The sequence below is a fragment of the Streptomyces sp. NRRL S-244 genome (assembly GCF_000717915.1).
Lineage (GTDB): Bacteria > Actinomycetota > Actinomycetes > Streptomycetales > Streptomycetaceae > Streptomyces.
This window is the reverse complement of record NZ_JOCX01000004.1, coordinates 96,066-116,027: the sequence shown is the minus strand read 5'-3', so window position 1 is coordinate 116,027 and position 19,962 is coordinate 96,066. Positions and strand designations below refer to the sequence as shown.

Here is a 19,962-nt window from a genome sequence, read left to right as displayed (position 1 = left end):
GCGGGACGCACAAAGGGCCCCGAAGCGTCCAGGGGACGTTCCGGAGCCCTTCGCCGTACGTGCGGAGCCGGTACGGGACTACGCGCGCGGGGCCTGTGCGGTGGAGCCGCGGACCACCAGCTCGGGCTCGAAGAGCAGTTCGCCGGGCTGCACGGCGGCGCCCTGGATCTGCGCGGTGAGCAGCTCGACGGCGGCCCGGCCCATGGCCTCGATGGGCTGGCGGACGGTGGTCAGCGGGGGCTCGGTGCAGTTCATGAACGCCGAGTCGTCGTAGCCGACCACGGAAACCTCCCGGGGCACGTCGAGCCCCCGGCGGCGGGCCGCCCGTACGGCGCCCAGCGCGAGCGGGTCGCTGGCGCAGATGATGCCGGTGACCCCCCGGTCGAGCAGCCGGGAGGCGGCCGCGTGGCCCCCCTCCAGGGAGAACAGCGCCCGCTCCACGTGGGCGGGCGGCAGCTCGGTGCCGGCCGCGGCGGCGACCGCCTGGGCGGCCGTCAGCTTGCGCAGGGAGGGGATGTGGTCGGGCGGGCCCAGCACCAGGCCGATGCGCTCGTGCCCCAGGGAGGCCAGGTGGCGCCAGGCCTGCTCGACGGCGACGGCGTCGTCGCAGGCCACGCAGGGGAAGCCGAGGTCCTCTATGGAGGCGTTGATGAGCACCACCGGGACCTTGCGGTCGGACAGCAGCCGGTAGTGCCCGTGCGGGGCGTCGGCCTGCGCGAAGAGGCCGCCGGCGAAGACGACGCCGGACACCTGCTGCTGGAGGAGGAGCTCGACGTAGTCGGCCTCGGAGACCCCGCCGGTGGTCTGCGTGCACAGCACCGGGGTCAGCCCCTGCTGGGCCAGCGCGCCGCCGATGACCTCGGCGAATGCGGGGAAGATCGGATTCTGCAGCTCCGGCAGCACGAGCCCGACCAGCCGGGCGCGCTCGCCGCGCAGCTGCGTGGGCCGCTCGTACCCGAGCACGTCGAGGGCGGTGAGCACGGACTGGCGGGTGGCCTCCGAGACGCCCGGCTTGCCGTTGAGCACCCGGCTGACCGTTGCCTCGCTGACCCCCACCTTCTTCGCCACTTGAGCAAGTCGTCGCGTCATGCGCGCAAGAGTAGCGCAAGAAATGCAAGTCGCTTGCGGGGAGGTGGGGCGCCCCCGGGAGTACCCCGGAGGCGCCCCGCCTCCCGTCTTCGCACCGCCGGGCTACGGCAGTTGGTTGATCCTGAACGTCGAGGTCGTGTTCCGTACGTCCACGGCGTTGTCGCTCGTCTTCAGGTTGTGGATGGTGACCTCACCGACCGCCGGACCCTGCCCCGCCTCGGGCATCTCGTTCGCCCAGAGCCCGAAGCCGGACTTGGCGTCGAAGGCGTCGCCGCTCTTCTTCGCCCCGGTGATGGTGATGTCCTTCAGGACGGTGTCCTTGATCGGGTTGACCGGCTGGCCGCTGACGTACTGCGTCTGGAACATGATGCCGCTGTAGGTCGGATCGACGATGTCGACGTTGTTGATCCTGATGCCCTGGAACACCTTCGAGGCCGAGAACAGCCAGATCCCGGGGAACGTCTGCGCGCCCCAGAAATGGCCGCCGGACCGGACGATCGAAACGTTCTCGAAGGTGGTCGGATCGGTGCCGAATCCGTTCATCGGGTACCCGAAGTCCAGCGAGCTGACGGTGACGCCCGAGTAGACGAGGGTGTCGGCGATGTGGATGTTGCGGAAGGTGTTGTCGTAGCCGCCGTAGACGGCGACACCGGCCGCGCGCCAGGTCAGGATCGCGGTCAGGTTCTCGTACAGGTTGTCCTTCATGTCCGCGCCGCCCGCGTCGATCGCGGAGAACAGCGCGAAGCTGTCGTCACCCGTGGACCGCGCCTCGTTGTTGGACACGAGGTTGTCCGTGCTGCCGTTGGTCATGTTGATGCCGTCGGCGAACGTGTCGCGGATCCGGGCGTTCTTGATGGTGATGCGGTCCGTGTTCGCGCCCCAGTAGAGGCACACGGTGTGCTCGTTCCAGACGTTGTCGATGGTGATGTCGGTGACGTTGGAGAAGTCGAACACCTTGCCGGGGCCGTCGATGCGCGAGGTGTAGTTGCCGAAGTAGGCGAATCCCGCGAAGGAAGAGCCCTTGGCGCTGGCCTCCGCGCGCCAGCCGACGTCCGTGTTGTCCTGCGTGGCCGGTGCGCGGAAGCGGGTGAACCAGGGTCCGGCGCCGAGCACCTGGACGGCCTTGCCGTACACCTGGAACTTGCTCGCCGTCTCGTACTCCCCCGGCGGCAGGTAGACGCCGACGAGCTTGCCGGTGGTGTCCATGCGGACCTTGTCCAGGGCGTTCTGCACGTCCTGGTGGGTGAATCCGGCGGGGACGGTGTACGTCGCCGGATCCGGGTTGGGTGTGACGACGGCCTGCTCCAGGCTGACGAAGTCGATCGCGTAGCTGGTGGTGTTGGCCGCGTCCTTCTGGAGGCGGATCCTGCTGCCCGCGGGGACGGTCTCGCCCAGCAGCAGGTTGGCCTCGTCGTAGATGTGCCGCGGGGCTCCCGAGCCCGGGGAGTTGCCCGGGGAGGCCTCGGCTCCGTACAGCCAGGCGTACTTCGAGGTCAGCGGCAGGGCCTTCTTGAAGGTGCCGTTGACGTAGACGTCGATGGTGGAGTCGATGCCGCCGCCGCCCGGGGCGTCCGGGATGGAGAAGCGGGTGACCAGGGTGTTGGTGGCGGCGCGGGTGGTGAACTCGACGTACTCGCCCGTCGCGTCGAGGTTGACGGCCTTGCGGCCGGAGGCCTCGCCCGCGATGTCGCCGATGGTGCGGTTGGGGCCGACGACGGTGGCTCCGCCGCCGACCGCCGCGTCCTCCGCCTCGTACATGTCGAAGGGCATGTTCGCCCCGCGGCCCACGAAGAAGGGCCTGGTGGAGGTGTTGTTCGCGCGCTTGACCGGCAGTTCGTTGGCGTCGTCGGCGAGGACCGCCTTGACCGTGTACTTGCCGTTCGCGGCCGGCCAGCCGCCGAGCGCGATCGGGGCGGTCGAGGCGCCGGGTGCCAGAGCGCCGCTGAAGGAGCCGGTGAGCGTACGGACGGTGGCGCCGGCCGCGTCCTGGAGGGTGAGCGTGACGCCGTGCGCGCCGGAGGCGGCCGCGACGGTGCCCTGGTTGCGGACGGTGACGGTGAAGTCGACCGGCTGCCCCGCGGACGGGGCGCTCGGGGACCAGCTCACGGCGGAGGCGACCAGGTCGGAGCTGTCGACCGGACGGACCACCAGCGGGGAGCCGGTGAAGGCGTTGTTGGTGTCGTTCTGCTCGATGACCGTGTTCGCCTCGTCGACGATCGCGCTCAGCGGGTAGGTGCCGGCGTCACGCGCGCCGATGCCGGCGGTGACGGTGGCCGTGGCGCCCGCGGCCAGGGCGGGCACGTTCGCCGTGCCCACCGGGCTGCCGCCGAGCTTGAAGGTGACGGCCGTGGCGGCCGCCGGGGCCGGGCCGCTGTTGCGGACGGTGGCGGACAGCGTGACGGAGTCCGATTCGACGGGGGCCGCCGGGGTGGCGCTCAGGCCGGTGACCTCCAGGTCCGGGTTGGGCGCGGGGACGCCGATGACCTGGAACTCGGCGATCTGGCCGTTGGAGGCCCCGGTGTTGGAGGTGAAGCGGAGCTGCACGTCCGCGACGCGGGCGTGCACCGGGATGGTGACGGTGTTGGCGCCGGACGCCGGGTTGAAGACGTAGTCCTTGGCGGCGACCAGGCCCGTTGCACCCGGGGCGCTCTGCTCCCGGCCCAGGACCTGGATGTTCTGGGTGCGGGTGCCCCAGCTGCTGTCCGGGTTGAGTTTGAGGACCAGCCGGTCGACGTCGGCGTTGGCGCCGAGCTTGACCGTGAGGGCGCTCGGGTAGGCCCCGGCCGCGCCCTCCCAGTAGGTGGAGGTGCTGTTGTCGTTGGCGTTCTCGGCGACGAAGGTGTGGATCACGGAGGAGCCGGTGATCGGCTTGCCGACGGCCAGGTTGGAGCCGCCGCCTCCGGTGCCGTTGCGGGTCACGGTGTTGCTGTCGCCGGAGCGGTTGCCCGCCGCGTCCTTGGCGCGCACGAAGTAGCTGACGGTGGCGTCGGCCGGCTGCGTGTCGGTGTACGTGGTGGCGCTGCCGGCCACCGTCGTGCGCAGCACGTTGTTCGCGTACACCTCGTAGCCCGTGACGCCGATGTTGTCGGTGGAGGCCTGCCAGGCCAGCTTGACCTGGCCGGCGGCCGGCTCGGTGAAGGTCAGGGCGGCCGGGGCGGTGGGTGCCTGGGTGTCCCCGGTGTCCGCGGCGCGGGTCACGCTGTTGCTGTCGGGCGACTGGTTGCCGGCCGCGTCCCGGGCCCGGACGCGGTAGGTGACGCTGGTGCCGGTGGGCTGGGTGTCGGTGTAGGTGGTGACGTCGCCGGCCACGGTGGTGCGCAGCTGGTCGTTCGCGTACACGTCGTAGCCGGTGACGGCCGTGTTGTCGGTGGCGGCCTTCCAGGTGAGCCTGATCTGGCCGGTGGCGGGCTCGGTGTAGGCGAGCTCGGCGGGGGCGGTCGGGGGCTGGGTGTCCCCGGTCTGCGGGCCGTAGATCTCCAGCTCGGACACCTGTCCGCCGGGCTGTACGGAGTTCGCCGAGATCAGGACCCGCAGGTGGCGGGTGGTGGCGGCGTCGAAGGTGATGGTCACGGCGTTGGCGCTCGCCGGGTCGAACGCGTACGTCTTCGACGCGGTCAGGTCGGTGAAGTCGGTGCCGTTGGCGCTGCCCTGGAGTTTCAGGGTCTGGGTACGGGCGCCCCAGCCCTCGGGCAGGCGCAGCACCACGCGGTCCACGCGGACGGAGGCTCCGAGGTCGGCCTGGAGCCACTGGGGCAGCGCGTTGTTGGCGCTCTCCCAGTAGCTGGCCGTATTGCCGTCGTTGGCGTTGGGCGGGAGGTAGGTCTGGGTGCTGCTGCTGGCGGTCAGGGTCTTGCCGAGGGCCAGGTTGGCCGAGGACTCGCCGGCGGCGCGTACCTCCAGCTCGGAGAGCTGTGCCGCCTGCCAGCCGGTGTTCGCGGTGATGTCGATCCGGACGTACCGGGTCTGGGCGGCCGGGAAGGTGATCGTGACCGTGTTCCCGCCGCCCTGACCGAAGGCGTACGTCGCCGAGCTCACCAGGGTGGTGAAGGCGGTGCCGTCGGCGCTGCCCTGGACGGACAGGGTCTGGTTGCGGCTCTCCCAGGCCGCGGGCAGCTTGAGCACCACCTGGTCGACGCGGGCGGTGGCGCCGAGGTCGGTCTGCACCCATTGCGGGAGGGCGCCGCCGGCGCTCTCCCAATACGTGGACTGGTTGCCGTCGGTGGCGTTGGCGGCCGTGTACGCCCCGTTGCTGCTGCTCGCCGCCGCGGGGCGGCCCGCCGCGATGCTCGGTCCGCCGGCGGCCTCGGCGGTCAGGGCGGGCCATCCCAGCATCAGCAGGGCCGTGGCGGTCAGGGCGGCCAGCGCCCGTCCTCTCCAGTGGAGCCTTCTCATATGTCCTCGTCCCTCGGCATGAGTTTTCTGAACCAGGTGAGATAGGAATTTGCGTCGTGCCGTGCGAGAGTTGCAGAGCTTTGCCGAGTCGTCTACTGCCCTGACCCACTTTTGTGCCGTCATCTCTTGCGCAAGCTGGACGCAAATCACGCAAGCCATTTGCGTAGACAGGGGAAATTCCGCTTCGGCCGAAGGCGACCTACCGTTGCTGGTCATGCGGTTCCTCCACATGAGCGCTCGGCGCCTCGGGCTGCCCAGACGGGCCGTCTCGCAGATCCTGCTCACCCAGCTGGCCATCGCCGCCGGGGTCGTCGTGCTGGCCACCGGGCTCTTCCTGGCCCCGCTCGGCGCGCAGCTCGACGACCAGGCCATGCGGCGCGCCCTGGCCATCGCCCAGAGCGCGGCGGCGGACCCGTCACTGGCCGCCGACCTCCTCAACTCCGGGCCGACGGCCGACAGCCCGGTGCAGGCCTCGGCGGAGCGGATCCGCCGGGCCACGGGCGCCGAGTACGTGGTCGTCATGGACCTGGACGGCATCCGCCGCTCGCACCCCGCCGCCGACCGGATCGGACTGCCCGTCTCCACCGACCCGAGCGACGCCCTCGCGGGCCGTGAGGTCATGGAGATCGACGAGGGCACGCTCGGCCGCTCCGCCCGCGGCAAGGTCCCGCTCATCGCGGCCGACGGGGAGATCGTCGGCGCCGTTTCCGTCGGCATCGCCTACGACAGCGTCCACGACCGGCTGCTCGGCGCCATCCCGGGCCTGCTCGCCTACGCGGGCGGCGCCCTCGCGGCGGGCGCACTCGCCGCCTACCTGCTCTCCCGCCGGATCCAGCGGCAGACCCGCGACCTGGCCTTCTCCGATATCGCCGGGCTGCTCGCCGAGCGCGAGGCGATGCTGCACTCCATCCGCGAGGGCGTGATCGCCCTCGACCGCGAGGGCCGGGTCAGGCTGGTCAACGACGAGGCCGCCCGGCTGCTGGGCCTCGCCCCGGACGCGGCCGCCACCGTCGCCGGGCGCCCGCTGGACGACGTACTGGGCGCCGGCCGCACCACCGACGTCCTCGCCGGCCGCGTCACCGGCCGCGATCTGCTCACCGTCCAGGGCCCCCGGGTGCTGGTCGCCAACCGGATGCCCACCGAGGACGGCGGCGCCGTCGCCACCCTGCGCGACCGCACCGAGCTGGAACACCTCGGCCGCGAGCTCGACTCCACCAAGGGCCTGATCGATGCCCTGCGCGCGCAGGACCACGAACACGCCAACCGCCTCCACACCCTCCTCGGCCTGCTGGAGCTGGGCCTGCACGAGGAGGCGGTGGAGTTCGTCACCGAGGTCGTCGGAGTGCACCGCACCACCGCAGAACAGGTCACCGAGAAGGTCCACGACCCGCTGCTGGCGGCCCTCCTGGTGGGCAAGGCGACCGTCGCGGCCGAACGCGGCGTCCCGCTGCGGCTCGCCGACGCCACCTTCCTCCCCGACGGCCTCATCGACCCCGGCGGGCTCGTCACCATCACGGGCAACCTGGTCGACAACGCCCTGGACGCGGCGGCGGGCTCCGCCGCGCCCCTGGTCGAGGTCGAGCTGCGCGCCGAAGGCCGTACGGCGATCCTCCGGGTACGGGACAGCGGCCCCGGCGTCCCGGCCGCCCGCCGCGAGGAGATCTTCACCGAGGGCTGGTCGACCAAGCAGCCCAAAGCCCACCGCGAGCGCGGTCTCGGTCTCGCGCTCGTACGCCGCCTCGCGGAACGCCAGGGCGGCACGGCCCGGGCCGGCGAGGCAGCGGACGGAGGGGCGGAGTTCTCCGTCGTACTCCCGGAGGCCCTGCGATGAACCAGACCCCGATCCACGACATCCACGTATTGGTCGTCGACGACGACATGCGTGTTGCCCGGATCAACGCGGCCTACGTGGCGAAGGTTCCCGGCTTCCGGGTCGTCGCCCAGGCCCATTCGGCGGCCGAGGCCCTGGCCTGCCTGGACACCCACCCCGTGGACCTGATCCTGCTCGACCACTACCTCCCGGACGAGAACGGCCTGGACCTCGTCCGCCGCCTGCGCCAGCTCGGCCACCGCACCGACGTGATCATGGTCACGGCAGCGCGCGACCTGGCCACCGTCCAGTCGGCCATGCGCCTCGGCGCCCTCCAGTACCTGGTCAAGCCCTTCACCTTCGCGGGTCTGCGCACCCGGCTGGAGGCGTACAGCTCCCTGCGCCGCACCCTGGAGACCGGCGGCGAGGCCGAACAGGCCGAGGTGGACCGGATCTTCGGCGCCCTCGCCGCGGCCGGCTCCCCGAACGAGATGCCCAAGGGACACTCCGCCACCACCGCCGAGCTCGTCCGCCAGGTCCTGCGCTCCGCCGAAGGCCCGCTCTCCACCCAGCAGATCGCCGACCGCGCCGGCATCAGCCGCCAGACCGCCCAGCGCTACCTGAAGCTCCTGGAGCGCACCGGCCGGGTCAGCCTGGCCCTGCGCTACGGCGAGACGGGCCGCCCGGAACACCGCTACTCCTGGCTCCCGTCCGAGAGCGCGTGACCCGGCGGACGGGGGACGGGGGGACGGGAGCCGCGCTCAGACGGCCCCGGCACCGGTCAGGGAACGGACCTCCGTCTCCGCGTACTTCGCGGTGTCCGCCTCCTCGGCCGAGGTGACCGTGCCCATCCAGCCCGCCAGGAAGCCCAGCGGGATCGAGACCAGGCCCGGGTTCTGCAGCGGGAAGAACTGGAAGCTCACGCCCGGGAAGAGGGAGTCCGGGCTGCCGGAGACCACCGGCGACAGGACGACCAGCACCACCGCCGGAACCAGGCCCCCGTACACCGACCAGACGGCGCCGCGCGTGGTGAAGGCCCCCCAGAACAGCGAGTACAGCAGCACCGGCAGATTGGCCGAGGCCGCCACCGCGAAGGCCAGCCCCACCAGGAACGCCACGTTCAGGTCCTGGGCGAGCAGCCCCAGGGCGATCGCCACCGCCCCGATCCCGACGGCCGCGACCCGGGCCACGGCGACCTCGCTGCGCTGGCGCGCGTGGCGCCGCTTGAGCGAGGCGTACAGGTCGTGCGCCACCGAGGCCGAGGAGGCCAGCGTGATCCCGGCGACCACGGCCAGGATCGTGGCGAAGGCGATCGCCGCCACGAAGGCGAACAGCACCGCTCCCCCGGTCGACTCCGCCCCGCCGCCCAGGAAGGCCGCGAGCAGCGGAACCGCCGTGTTCCCCGAGGCGTTGGAGGCCCGCACCTGGTCCGGGCCCAGCAGCGCGGCCGCCCCGAACCCGAGCACGATGGTCATCAGGTAGAAGCCGCCGATCAGCACGATCGCCCACACCACCGACCGGCGCGCCGCCCGCGCCGTCGGCACCGTGTAGAAGCGCGACAGGATGTGCGGCAGCCCGGCCGTCCCGAGGACCAGCGCGAGGCCGAGGCTCATGAAGTCGAAGCGGGAGGTCCAGTCGCCGCCGTACTTGAGCCCCGGGCTCAGGAACCGCCGCCCGTGCCCGCTGCGCTCGGCGGCGCTGGTGAGCAGCTGGCCGAAGTCCCCGTGGAAGCGCAGCAGTACGAGCACGGTCAGGGTGACGGCCCCGCCCATGAGCAGCACGGCCTTCACGATCTGGATCCAGGTGGTGGCCCGCATGCCGCCGAAGGACACGTAGACCACCATCAGCGCGCCGACCCCGATCACGGTCAGCGTCCGGGCGGCGGTGCCCGAATCGCCGAGCAGCAGGCCCACCAGGCTGCCCGCGCCGACCATCTGTGCGACGAGGTACAGCACCGAGACGGTGACGGAGGAGGCGCCGGCGGCGATCCGTACGGGCCGCTCGCTCATCCGGGCCGCGACCACGTCCGCGAGGGTGAAGCGCCCGCAGTTGCGGACCAGTTCGGCGACGAGGAAGAGCACGACGAGCCAGGCGACGAGGAAGCCCACCGAGTACAGCAGGCCGTCGTAGCCGAAGAGGGCGATCAGGCCGGAGATGCCGAGGAAGGAGGCGGCGGACATGTAGTCGCCGGCGATGGCGAAACCGTTCTCCATCGGGGAGAACAGCCGCCCGCCCGCGTAGAACTCCTCTGCGGAGCCGTGCCGGTTGCGGCTGACCCAGGTGGTGATGCCCAGGGTGACCGCGATGAAGAGGCTGAACAGGATCAGGGCGAGCGTCTGGTGTTCGGTGGTCACCGGCCGGCCCCCCGGCTCTGGTTCCGGTTCCGGCTGCGCTCCTGGTCGCGCTCCTGCTCGAAGACCGTCCAGCGCAGGTCGAGCGCGGCCCGGTCCCGGCGCAGCCGCGCGTGCCTGGCGTACGCCCAGGTCAGCAGGAAGGTGCTGAGGAACTGGCCGAGGCCCGCCACCAGGGCCACGTTGACGGCCCCGACCACGGGGCGGGCCATGATGCCGGGCGCCATGGTCGCCGCGACCACGTAGGCGACGTACCAGAGGAGGAATCCGGCGGTCGCGGGGACGACGAACCCGCGGTAGCGGCTGCGGACCTCCTGGAAGGCGGCGCTGCGCTGCACTTCCAGGTAGATGTCGGACGCCCCGGGCGCGGGGCGTCCCCCGGCGGCCGGACGCGGGGGCGGCGGATCCCCGCCCTCGCCCTCCCCCCAGCCGACGGCGAGCGCGTCGTACCAGGGGTCGTCGAGCCGGATCGTTCCGGCATCGGGACCTTCGTGCTTGTCCACCGAACTCTCCTTGTCCGCTGCCGCATTGGCCGCGTGCCACAAGGATGTGCGGTATGGACGTTTTCCGGACTGGTGTCCCGGCGCTCTTCACTCCAACAGGTGATGGAGCGAAGAGCACCGGTGTGCCGTGGTGCCGGTGTGCGTGCCGGTGTGCGTGCCGCTCAGGCGTCGATGCGCGAGCGGTCCAGGGTCGCCGCGGAGCTCGTGATGAACTCCTTGCGCGGCGCCACCTCGTTGCCCATCAGCAGGTCGAAGACCTGCTCGGCGGAGTCCAGGTCGCCGATGTTGATCCGGCGCAGCGTGCGGAACCGGGGGTCCATCGTGGTCTCCGCCAGCTGGTCCGCGTCCATCTCGCCGAGGCCCTTGTAGCGCTGGATCGAATCCTTGTACCGGACGTTCTTCCGCTGGAATTCGAGCAGGGTCTGGCGCAGCTCGTTGTCCGAATACGTGTAGACGTACTTGTCCTGGCCCTTCTTGGGCTGGACGAGTTCGATCCGGTGCAGCGGCGGCACCGCGGCGAACACCCGGCCCGCCTCGACCATCGGCCGCATGTACCGCTGGAAGAGCGTGAGCAGCAGGCAGCGGATGTGCGCGCCGTCGACGTCGGCGTCGACGAGCAGGACGATCTTCCCGTACCGCGCGGCGTCGATGTCGAAGGTCCGGCCCGAGCCGGCCCCTATGACCTGGATGATCGCCCCGCACTCGGCGTTCTTGAGCATGTCCGAGACCGACGACTTCTGGACGTTCAGGATCTTGCCGCGGATCGGCAGGAGCGCCTGGAATTCCGAGTTCCGCGCGAGCTTGGCGGTGCCGAGCGCGGAGTCGCCCTCGACGATGAAGAGCTCGCTGCGCTCCACGTCGTCGCTGCGGCAGTCGGCCAGCTTCGCGGGGAGCGACGAGGTCTCCAGCGCGGTCTTGCGGCGCTGCGCCTCCTTGTGCTGGCGGGCGGCGATCCGGGTCCGGGCGGCCGCGACGATCTTCTCCATCACGGCGCGGGCCTGCTGCTTGTCGTCGCGCTTCGTGCTGGTCAGGAAGGCCTTGAGCTCCTTGGCCACCACGGCCGCGACGATCCGGGCGGCCGCCGAGGTGCCGAGCACCTCCTTGGTCTGGCCCTCGAACTGCGGCTCGGCCAGCCGGACGGTGACGACCGCCGTCATGCCCTCCATCGCGTCGTCCTTGACCACGTCGTCCTCGGCGACGCGGAGCAGCTTCGCCGAGCGGAGCACCTCGTTCACGGTCTTGGCGACCGAGCGCTCGAACCCGGTGATGTGGGTGCCGCCCTTGGGCGTGGCGATGATGTTGACGAAGGACTTGACCTGGGTCTCGTACCCGGTGCCCCAGCGCAGGGCGATGTCCACGCCGAGCTCGCGGGTGACCTCGGTGGGGGTCATGTGGCCGCGCTCGTCGAGGACGGGGACGGTCTCCTTGAAGGTCCCCTGACCGGTCAGGCGCAGCACGTCGCAGACGGCCTTGTCCTGCGCGAGGTACTCGCAGAACTCGCTGATGCCCCCGTCGAAGCGGAACATCTCCTCCGTCTTGCCGGCACCGTCGATGGCCCGCTCGTCGCGGACGACGATGGTCAGGCCGGGGACGAGGAAGGCGGTCTGGCGGGCGCGCTGGTAGAGCGTCTCCAGGGAGAGCCGGGCGTCCTTGAGGAAGATCTGCCGGTCGGCCCAGTAGCGGACCCGGGTGCCGGTCTTGCCCTTGGCGACGCGCTTGGTCTTGCGCAGGCCGTTGGCGGGGTCGAACGGGCTGTCGGGGCCCTGCTCGGTGAACATCCCCGGGACGCCGCGGCGGAAGCTGATCGCGTGGGTGGAGCTGTTGCGGTCCACCTCGACGTCCAGCCGGGCGGAGAGGGCGTTGACCACGGAGGCGCCGACGCCGTGCAGGCCGCCGGAGGCCGCGTACGAGCCGCCGCCGAACTTGCCGCCGGCGTGCAGCTTGGTCATGACGACCTCGACGCCGGACAGCCCGGTCTTGGGCTCGACGTCGACGGGGATGCCGCGGCCGTTGTCGCGGACCTCGACCGAGGCATCCTCGTGGAGGATCACCTCGATGTGGTCGCAGTAGCCCCCGAGGGCCTCGTCCACGGCGTTGTCGATGATCTCCCAGAGGCAGTGCATGAGGCCTCGGGAGTCGGTGGACCCGATATACATGCCGGGGCGCTTGCGGACGGCCTCGAGGCCTTCGAGGACGAGCAGGTGCCGCGCGGTGTAGTTGGAGCCGTCCCGGTCTGCTCCGGACAGCAGCGCGCTGGAAGGCACGGACGTGTCGGCGGTCACGCAGTTCGCTCCTCGCTGAATTTCTTTTTCTGGCCCGTCGGGCGCAGGGTGGCTCGGTTGCCCGTCGAAGGGTACCGAGGCCTGGTAGAGCCGATGCAACGCCACCCTCGTGCCTTCATCAGCCTAGTGCAGGACCGCACGGGTGTTCGATCCCCCGGTCGGGTGAAGCAAACATCACGTTCCCTTCCAGGCATGAACCATTTAGGGTTCGGGCACGTCCTCATGAACAACCGGCACTCAGCCGGGGAGGACGGAACTGCGACAAGCGAACGACTGACAACGCGAAACCGTAAAGCAACGCAATACGGCTCCTTCGCCGCCAACCGGCAGCAGCCGGCCAGCTTCGGAAGGAAGTTTCGAGGAAAAGCCGCGAGCGGGAACGTTTTCGGCCTGGTTGGATGTTGACCCTGGTACGACAGCTCGTCGAGCTAGAGAAGAGGCGACGTGACTACTGTTCTGACACCCGCGACCCCGCTGACGGCCGCTGACCGATGCGACCGTTGCGGCGCCCAGGCATATCTGCGCGTCGTCCTGCTGAGCGGCGGTGAACTGCTGTTCTGCGCCCACCACGGGCGTAAGTTCGAGCCGGAACTCAAGAAGATCGCCGCGGATATACAGGATGAGACCGAGCGGCTCACGTCCGCTCCGACGGCCAATGCCGACACCGAGGACCGCTGACACAGGCCTATACCTCGCATCCGACGAGCCAGGACCGGCCAGGCCGGTCGACGGGCGGCACCCCTGAGACCCAGGGGTGCCGCCCGTCCTCACGTCCGGGTCGGCGCGGCTAGCGGCCTTCGGGCCGGTGTTTTCCCCCGGGCGCTCCCGCAGCCCCTTGTGGCTCTTGCGTCGCATGCCCCCGTACGGGCCGTGCTGCCGGTGCGGAGCCCCGTTCGGCACCCCATGCGATGTCGTGGCCGTCGCTTCGCCGCGGGGCCGCCTCCGGGGCCGTCACGAAGCCGGTGAGCGGCGCGATCTTCGTGTACACCCCCGGACTGTCCGGGCGCCCGCAGCCTCGCCCCCAGGACACCAGCCCGATGAGCCTGCCCTGGGCGACCAGCGGCCCGCCGCTGTCCCCCTGACAGGCGTCCCGGCCGCCGTCGCGGTGTCCCGCGCACACCATGGACTCCGGCCGGTACTGCCCGTCGGCGTCTCCCGGGTAGGCGCGCCCGCAGACCTCGTCCGCCAGCACCGTCACGCGCGCGGCGCGCAGCGCGTACGCGTAGTCGCCGAACCCGCTCGTGTCGCCCCAGCCGTACACGGCCGCCTCACCGCCCGGCGCGTAGCCGGGATGCCCCGCCCCGGCCATGGGGAGCACGTAGTGGGCCGGCACGGCCTCGGCGAGCTCCAGCACGGCGAGGTCCCCGGCATTGCTGCGGGCGTCGTACGCCGGGTTCACCCGGGCCGAGCGGATCGCGATCTCGTGGCCCTCGGCCGCCCGCAGCTCCGTACGCCCGGTGATCACCCGGAAGTCGCGGACGGACTCGACCGGGCCGCCCAGCACCTGGCGGCCCAGGCAGTGGGCCGCGGTCAGCACCCTGGTCGGGCCCACGATGACACCCCCGCAGAACTGGCCGCCCCGCGTACCCCCGAACCGGTCACGGCTGGCGAGGGCCACCACCCACGGGCTGTCGGCCGCCTTCACCGGCTTCCCGCCGATCACCACACTGTCCGCGGCTGCGTGCGGCGCCTGGGCCAGCGGCGCCGCGGCCGCCCCCGCCACCAGGGTCAGCGCGCCCGCCAGAGCACGGGAAAAGGGACGACGCATGAGGCCTCCTGACTCTGAGTGTGCATGACTCCACCCAGAGTGGGACGCCAAGTGGCCGTGCGCACCCGCGCACGGCCACCTCCGTACGGCCGCCGGCCCGATCGCCTCGGGCGCGGCCGGTGCGGGGATCAGTCCAGGTAGTCGCGCAGGACCTGGGAGCGCGACGGGTGGCGCAGCTTCGACATCGTCTTGGACTCGATCTGACGGATCCGCTCGCGCGTGACGCCGTAGACCTTGCCGATCTCGTCGAGGGTCTTCGGCTGGCCGTCGGTGAGGCCGAAGCGCATCGAGACCACGCCGGCCTCGCGCTCGCTCAGCGTGTCGAGCACCGAGTGCAGCTGCTCCTGGAGGAGCGTGAAGCTCACGGCGTCGGCCGGGACGACCGCCTCGGAGTCCTCGATGAGGTCGCCGAACTCGCTGTCGCCGTCCTCGCCGAGCGGCGTGTGCAGGGAGATCGGCTCGCGGCCGTACTTCTGGACCTCGATGACCTTCTCGGGGGTCATGTCGAGTTCCTTGGCCAGCTCCTCCGGGGTGGGCTCGCGGCCCAGGTCCTGGAGCATCTGGCGCTGCACGCGGGCGAGCTTGTTGATGACCTCGACCATGTGCACCGGGATGCGGATGGTGCGGGCCTGGTCGGCCATGGCACGCGTGATCGCCTGGCGGATCCACCAGGTCGCGTACGTGGAGAACTTGTAGCCCTTCGTGTAGTCGAACTTCTCGACCGCGCGGATCAGGCCCAGGTTGCCCTCCTGGATCAGGTCCAGGAAGAGCATGCCGCGGCCGGTGTAGCGCTTGGCGAGGGAGACCACGAGGCGGAGGTTGGCCTCCAGCAGGTGGTTCTTGGCGCGGCGGCCGTCCTCGGCGATGATCTCCAGCTCGCGCTTGAGCTTGGGCGCCAGCTTGTCGGAGTTGGCCAGCTTGTCCTCGGCGAACAGGCCCGCCTCGATGCGCTTGGCGAGCTCGACCTCCTGCTCGGCGTTGAGGAGGGGGACCTTGCCGATCTGCTTGAGGTAGTCCTTGACCGGGTCGGCGGTGGCGCCGGCCACGGCGACCTGCTGGGCCGGGGCGTCGTCCTCGTCGTCGGAGATGACGAAGCCCTTGCTCTCGCCGCCGTCCTCCTCCTCTTCGGCTTCCGCCTTGACCGCGCCGGGGCCCTCCTCGGAGGTCTCCTCTTCGCCGGCCTCGTCGGCGTCCTTCTTGGCGGCGGTCTTCTTCGCCGCCGTCTTCTTCGCGGCGGTCTTCTTGGCGGGGGCCGCCTTCTTGGCCGCCGTCTTCTTCGCCGCGGTCTTCTTCGCGGCGGGCTCGGTTCCGGGCTCCTCCGCGGGAGCGTCCACGGGCCGCTCCGGGTCCACCGTCTCGGCCGCGGGTGCCGCGGCGGCGACGGTCCGCGCGGCCGCCGTCTTCGCCGCGACGGTCTTCGTGGCCGTCCGCTTGGCCGGGGTCTTCGCTGCGACGCTCTTGCGGGTGGTGCGCTTGGGCGACTCCGCGGCACTGACCATCAGCGTCACACCCTCTTCCTCGAGGATCTGGTTGAGGCTGCGCAGAACATTCTTCCACTGGGTCGCAGGAATCTGGTCAGCCTCGAAGGCCCGACGCACGTCATCGCCGGCGATCTGCCCCTCGGCCTTGCCCCGCTCGATGAGCGCCATCACAGACTCGGAATCGGCGATCTCCGGCGGGAGCGTACGGGATGTGCTGGCCGACACGAACAACCTCTCGGAACGATGGGAACGGCTTCCGACCCCGGCCGGATGGTGCTGGACCGGAGCCGACGACCACCGACGGGGGATGGGCCGGGGGCGCGGGCAGGGGCCGGGGAGCTGCACAGCACCCGCAAGGGCTGCTGTCTTCCCTCCGTCGGCCATCACCTCTCTAGGTCATCGCTCGACCTCGCGGAGTGTTACGCCCAATCTTCGTGGCCCGAGTCACACCCCGACCGCCCGACCGCCCCGGCGCCCGCGCCGCCGTCCGTCCGCGGGTCAGTGTTCGCGCGGTGCGGGGACCACGCGCTCGACCTCAGGGTGCACCGTCAGGAGCTGGCGCATGGCGTTCTCGGCACCCACGGCGTCGCCGGCCGCGAGGGCCTCGACGATGCGCGCGTGGTGCGCGACGCACGTCTCGCTCGGGCGGTCGCAGGCGGTGACGGGGCTGCCGGAGACCTGGAGGGCCGAGGAGACGATGCCGGAGAGGTGCTCCAGCATGCGGTTGCCCGCGATCTGGATGAGGAGTGCGTGGAACTCGTTGTCGGCGCGGGCGAAGGTGATCGCGTCGCCCTGGCCGAGGGCGTGGCCCATGATCTCGACCATGTCGGCGAGGCGCTGCTGGATGTCCGGGCGTCCGTGGCCGGCGGCGAGGCGGGCGGCGAGGGGCTCGATGGTCCAGCGGAGTTCGTTGAGCTCGCGGCGCTGGTCGTCGCGCTGGGGGCCGAAGGCGCGCCACTCGATGATGTCGGGGTCGAGCAGGTTCCAGTCGGCGACCGGGCGGACGCGGGTGCCGACGTTGGGGCGGGCGCTGACGAGGCCCTTGGCCTCCAGCACCCGCAGCGATTCGCGGACCACGGTGCGGGAGACCTCGAAGCGCTGGCCGATCTCCTCGGGGACCAGGGGGCGGTCTGCGCCGAGGTCGCCGGAGACGATCATCTGGCCGAGCTGCTGGACGAGTTGGCCGTGCAGTCCGCGGCCGCGGCTGCCTGCCGCGCGGCGGCCTACCCGGCTCAACTCGACGTCGGCGCCGTCCCAGTGGGGCGCTGCGACGCGGTCGGTCCCGGAGGCCTCCGCGTAGGGGTAGCGGTCGAGTTCGCCCGGGCCGGCGAGGCCGGAGTCGGCGTGGCGGGCGGCGGTCATCATGGTGTGCGCAAGGGTACTCACGAATCCTTTGTCGGCCGTGCTCGGATGACCCTTGAGGTCTTTGGTGAAAAGCACACGAAAGGGTGATCGGTGCCACCTACGCAATTGACGACTTATCGTAAAGAACCGGGCTCTTTGCGCGGAGTTGTGGTCCGGTTCACGTGATGCGGACGGGATCGGTCCCCTTCGGACCTTCCCCGGTACCGGAACGATCACCAACGGTCCTTTACCAACGGGCGCGGCTGCGCAGTCCTGTGAACCCATAGGCGCACAACAGGACCATCAGCGACAGCAGAAGCGCCGTGCCGACGGGTTGGGCCATCACCCGCAGGGCGCCCAGGACCAGGCGGTCCGCCTCCGGGGGCCACTGCGCCCAGGCCAGACCGCGCAGCCGGGCCGCGAGCCCGCTTGCCGCGTACGCGGAGGGGCCGTCCAGCGCCTTGCGTACGAGCGGGACGACGATGACCGGTACGGCGAGCACGGCGGCCAGGCCCGCGACAGCCGACCGGAAGACACCGGAGGCCAGGACCCCGGCCCAGGCGCAGCCGATCAGCAGCCCGGCCCAACTCACCGCCGGGGAGAGCCATTCGCCGGGGGCGCGCAGCGGGCCGCGGTCGAAGACGAGCTTCAGGGCGGCGGCGTCGGCGGTGACCGCGAGGGCGCCGAAGGCCAGGGCGAGGGCGGCGCAGACCGCGAGCTTGGCGGCGAGCAGGCCCATACGGCGCGGCACGGTGCCGCGGTCGGCGGCGAGCGCGGGGTAGCGGTACTCCTCGCCGAAGGCCAGGGCGCCCAGCAGCCCGGCGCCGAGCGCGGCGGGGGGCAGGGGCAGCAGCTCGGGCCAGGCCGCGAGGAGCCGGTTCTGCGGGGTGCCGCCGGCCCGGGCCAGCACCAGGGCGGTGACGGCGGAGACGGCGACGACGACGGCCGCGGTGAGGACGGGTGTGGCGGTACCGAAGGCCCGGCACAGCTCGTAGCGCAGCGGCCGCAGCGGTCCGCCCACCCGGCGGACCCTGGAGGCCGGCCGCGTGCTGTGGGCGGCGGCGGTGGCGGCGGTCGGGTCCGCCGGGGCCGCGCCGCCCGGCTCGGTGCGCGCCTGCGGCACCGGCGGTACGGGCGGGCACGGCGCGCCGGCGTCCCCGGCCTCGTCGGCGAGCTGGTGGACCAGTACGCCGTGCCGGAACGCCGCCTCGCCCACCTCGGCGCAGCTGCTGCCGTACACCGAGAGGCGGCTGCCGCTCTCCTCCACGATCTCCACCGCGCGCTGGGCGGCCCGGGCCTCCCGGCCGAGTACGTCGGCCAGCCGGGCGGCGTACGGGCTGCGCACGGCGACCCGCGGCCGCAGCCGGGTACGGGCGAACTCGGCCGCGTCCTGGTCGGCGACGAGCCGGCCGGCCGCGATGCTGACGACCCGGTCCGCACTGCGGGCGGCCTCCTTGGCGTCGGCGGTGGTGAAGAGCACCGCTCCGCCGAGGGAGGCGTGTCCGCGCAGCAGCCCGTGGAGCCAGCCGCGTTCGCGGGGCGAGAGTCCGGCGGCGGGCTCGTCGAGGAGCAGCGTGCACGGGTCGGCGAGCAGGGCCGCGGCCAGCGCCACCCGACGCTCCATGCCGAGCGAGAGCGAGCCGAGCCGCTGGTCGCGCAGGCCCGCGATGCCGACGACCTCCAGCATGGTGTCGGCCCGGGAGGCCGGCACCCCGGCGGCGGCGCACAGCATCCGCAGCTGGCTCCGGACGGTCCGCGACGGGTTGCCGGGCACGTCGCCGAGCAGCACCCCGACCTCACGGCCGGGATACGGGATCCGATGCAGTGGTCGGCCGCGGAAGTAGGTGACGCCGCGGCCCGGTTCGAGTTCGAGCATGAGCCGCAGTGCGGTGGTCTTGCCCGATCCCGGTTCGCCGAGGAGGGCGGTCACGGTTCCCGGGCGGGCCTCGAGTGTGAGGTCGTCCACCAGGGGCGGGAGGTCTCGACGGGGGGTGCTGGTGAGTCCGATGGCCTGGAGCATCGCTTCTCTCGCGGGGTGTGAGACCGCACTGCGGCATTGTGAGTACCGCAAGCAAGATAACGCGATATGTCCGATTTTCTGGGTAGCCGGGGCGCGTTCGCGTCCGTGTCGACCCGTCAGACTTCGGGGCGCAGCATCGGCGGGTTGAGCAGGGGCGCCCCGCCGGCCCGGAACAGCTGGGCGGGCCGACCGCCCTGACGGGTCGTCGTCCCCCCGGCCGGGACCAGGAACCCGGGGGTCCCGGTGACCTTGCGGTGGAAGTTGCGCGGGTCGAGGGCCACGCCCCACACGGCCTCGTAGACCCGGCGCAGCTCGCCGACGGTGAAGGCGGGCGGGCAGAACGCCGTGGCCAGCGAGGAGTACTCGATCTTGGAGCGGGCCCGCTCCACGCCGTCGGCGAGGATCCGGGGGTGGTCGAAGGCGAGCCCCGATGCCGCCTGGTCCGAGGAGGCCAGGAGTTCGTCGACGGGGGCCCAGCGCGCGCTGTTGGCATCTCCGCCCGCCCGCGGGGCGGGCAGGTCCGGAGCCAGGACCAGATGCGCGACGCTGACCACGCGCATGCGCGGATCGCGCTTCGGATCCCCGTACGTGGCGAGCTGTTCGAGGTGCGCCCCGTTGTCCGCGCCCGGCGCGGCCGGGTCGTGAGCGCACAGGCCGGTTTCCTCGGAGAGCTCGCGGGCCGCGGCGGCGGCCAGGTCCTCGTCTCCGCGGACGAATCCGCCGGGCAGGGCCCAGCGTCCCTGGTACGGCTGCTCACCCCGCCGGACGACCAGCGCACAGAGCGCGTGACGCCGCACGGTGAGCACGACCAGGTCGACGGTGACAGCGAAGGGCGGATAGGCCGACGGGTCGTAGGGCGACATGCCGCGATCATAGTCGTCTGCCTGACGATAAACAGAGCTTTGGTGATCCTGGAGGCGGT

General features: G+C 71.7%; 13 protein-coding genes. 3 read left to right on the top strand and 10 right to left on the bottom strand.

Features of this window, described 5'->3' with window-relative positions; translation table 11 throughout:
• Positions 1-78 precede the first annotated feature (78 nt).
• Together IF02_RS0106545 and IF02_RS0106540 are read right to left on the bottom strand one after the other, a co-directional pair.
• Entirely contained in the window at positions 79-1,089 is a 1,011-nt protein-coding gene (locus tag IF02_RS0106545; RefSeq protein ID WP_030154312.1) for a LacI family DNA-binding transcriptional regulator, read from the bottom strand.
• A 102-nt stretch (positions 1,090-1,191) separates the two neighbouring features.
• Positions 1,192-5,481, bottom strand: coding sequence for a discoidin domain-containing protein (locus IF02_RS0106540; RefSeq protein WP_030154311.1), 4,290 nt, complete (start codon positions 5,479-5,481; stop codon positions 1,192-1,194).
• Positions 5,482-5,710: 229 nt separating this feature from the next.
• Between IF02_RS0106540 and IF02_RS0106535 the strand changes: the two genes are divergently transcribed.
• Both IF02_RS0106535 and IF02_RS0106530 read left to right on the top strand, forming a co-directional pair.
• Positions 5,711-7,312 (top strand): sensor histidine kinase, encoded by a 1,602-nt coding sequence (locus IF02_RS0106535; RefSeq protein ID WP_030154310.1) that lies wholly within the window; start codon positions 5,711-5,713, stop codon positions 7,310-7,312.
• The gene (locus IF02_RS0106530; protein WP_030154309.1) at positions 7,309-8,016 is read left to right on the top strand and encodes a DUF7342 family protein; all 708 of its coding nucleotides are present in this window, start codon (positions 7,309-7,311) and stop codon (positions 8,014-8,016) included. The genes IF02_RS0106535 and IF02_RS0106530 overlap by 4 nt, the downstream gene beginning before the upstream one ends.
• A 36-nt stretch (positions 8,017-8,052) precedes the next feature.
• Here the strand turns inward: IF02_RS0106530 and IF02_RS0106525 are convergent, their stop codons facing one another.
• The 3 genes from IF02_RS0106525 to IF02_RS0106515 form a co-directional block, all read right to left on the bottom strand.
• On the bottom strand, positions 8,053-9,645 hold the full coding sequence (locus IF02_RS0106525) for a cation acetate symporter (RefSeq protein ID WP_030154308.1): 1,593 nt from the start codon (positions 9,643-9,645) through the stop codon (positions 8,053-8,055).
• Positions 9,642-10,145, bottom strand: a complete 504-nt coding sequence (locus IF02_RS0106520; protein ID WP_037835690.1) for a DUF485 domain-containing protein — start codon at positions 10,143-10,145, stop codon at positions 9,642-9,644. Before IF02_RS0106520 ends, IF02_RS0106525 begins: the two co-directional genes overlap by 4 nt.
• 161 nt (positions 10,146-10,306) lie before the next feature.
• Positions 10,307-12,427, bottom strand: coding sequence for a DNA gyrase/topoisomerase IV subunit B (locus IF02_RS0106515; protein WP_030154306.1), 2,121 nt, complete (start codon positions 12,425-12,427; stop codon positions 10,307-10,309).
• A 444-nt stretch (positions 12,428-12,871) separates the two neighbouring features.
• Between IF02_RS0106515 and IF02_RS0106510 the strand changes: the two genes are divergently transcribed.
• Positions 12,872-13,105 carry a DUF7455 domain-containing protein gene (locus tag IF02_RS0106510; protein ID WP_030154305.1) on the top strand — a complete coding sequence of 78 codons (234 nt, stop codon included), beginning with the start codon at positions 12,872-12,874 and terminating at the stop codon, positions 13,103-13,105.
• Positions 13,106-13,214: 109 nt separating this feature from the next.
• On the opposite strand, the gene IF02_RS0106505 is transcribed toward IF02_RS0106510, so the two are convergent.
• The 5 genes from IF02_RS0106505 to IF02_RS0106485 all read right to left on the bottom strand — a co-directional run bounded on the left by IF02_RS0106505 (position 13,215) and on the right by IF02_RS0106485 (position 19,903).
• Complete coding sequence (locus tag IF02_RS0106505) at positions 13,215-14,195, bottom strand: serine protease (protein ID WP_078621925.1); 981 nt, start codon at positions 14,193-14,195, stop codon at positions 13,215-13,217.
• Between the two features lie 128 nt (positions 14,196-14,323).
• Positions 14,324-15,907: an RNA polymerase sigma factor gene (locus tag IF02_RS0106500; protein WP_037835689.1), complete on the bottom strand. Its 1,584-nt coding sequence runs from the start codon at positions 15,905-15,907 to the stop codon at positions 14,324-14,326.
• Between the two features lie 267 nt (positions 15,908-16,174).
• Complete coding sequence (locus IF02_RS0106495; protein ID WP_324603756.1) at positions 16,175-17,116, bottom strand: FadR/GntR family transcriptional regulator; 942 nt, start codon at positions 17,114-17,116, stop codon at positions 16,175-16,177.
• Between the two features lie 151 nt (positions 17,117-17,267).
• Complete coding sequence (locus tag IF02_RS0106490) at positions 17,268-19,040, bottom strand: ATP-binding cassette domain-containing protein (protein WP_030154301.1); 1,773 nt, start codon at positions 19,038-19,040, stop codon at positions 17,268-17,270.
• Between the two features lie 116 nt (positions 19,041-19,156).
• Complete coding sequence (locus IF02_RS0106485; RefSeq protein WP_030154300.1) at positions 19,157-19,903, bottom strand: NUDIX hydrolase; 747 nt, start codon at positions 19,901-19,903, stop codon at positions 19,157-19,159.
• Positions 19,904-19,962 lie beyond the last annotated feature (59 nt).

Excerpts from the sequence above, each read along its gene's own strand:
- IF02_RS0106490 (WP_030154301.1), bottom strand. The coding sequence starts at position 19,040 with ATGCTCCAGGCCATCGGACTCACCAGCACCCCCCGTCGAGACCTCCCG.
- IF02_RS0106545 (WP_030154312.1), bottom strand. The coding sequence starts at position 1,089 with ATGACGCGACGACTTGCTCAAGTGGCGAAGAAGGTGGGGGTCAGCGAG.
- IF02_RS0106505 (WP_078621925.1), bottom strand. The coding sequence starts at position 14,195 with ATGCGTCGTCCCTTTTCCCGTGCTCTGGCGGGCGCGCTGACCCTGGTG.
- IF02_RS0106540 (WP_030154311.1), bottom strand. The coding sequence starts at position 5,481 with ATGAGAAGGCTCCACTGGAGAGGACGGGCGCTGGCCGCCCTGACCGCC.
- IF02_RS0106535 (WP_030154310.1), top strand. The coding sequence starts at position 5,711 with ATGAGCGCTCGGCGCCTCGGGCTGCCCAGACGGGCCGTCTCGCAGATC.
- IF02_RS0106485 (WP_030154300.1), bottom strand. The coding sequence starts at position 19,903 with ATGTCGCCCTACGACCCGTCGGCCTATCCGCCCTTCGCTGTCACCGTC.
- IF02_RS0106530 (WP_030154309.1), top strand. The coding sequence starts at position 7,309 with ATGAACCAGACCCCGATCCACGACATCCACGTATTGGTCGTCGACGAC.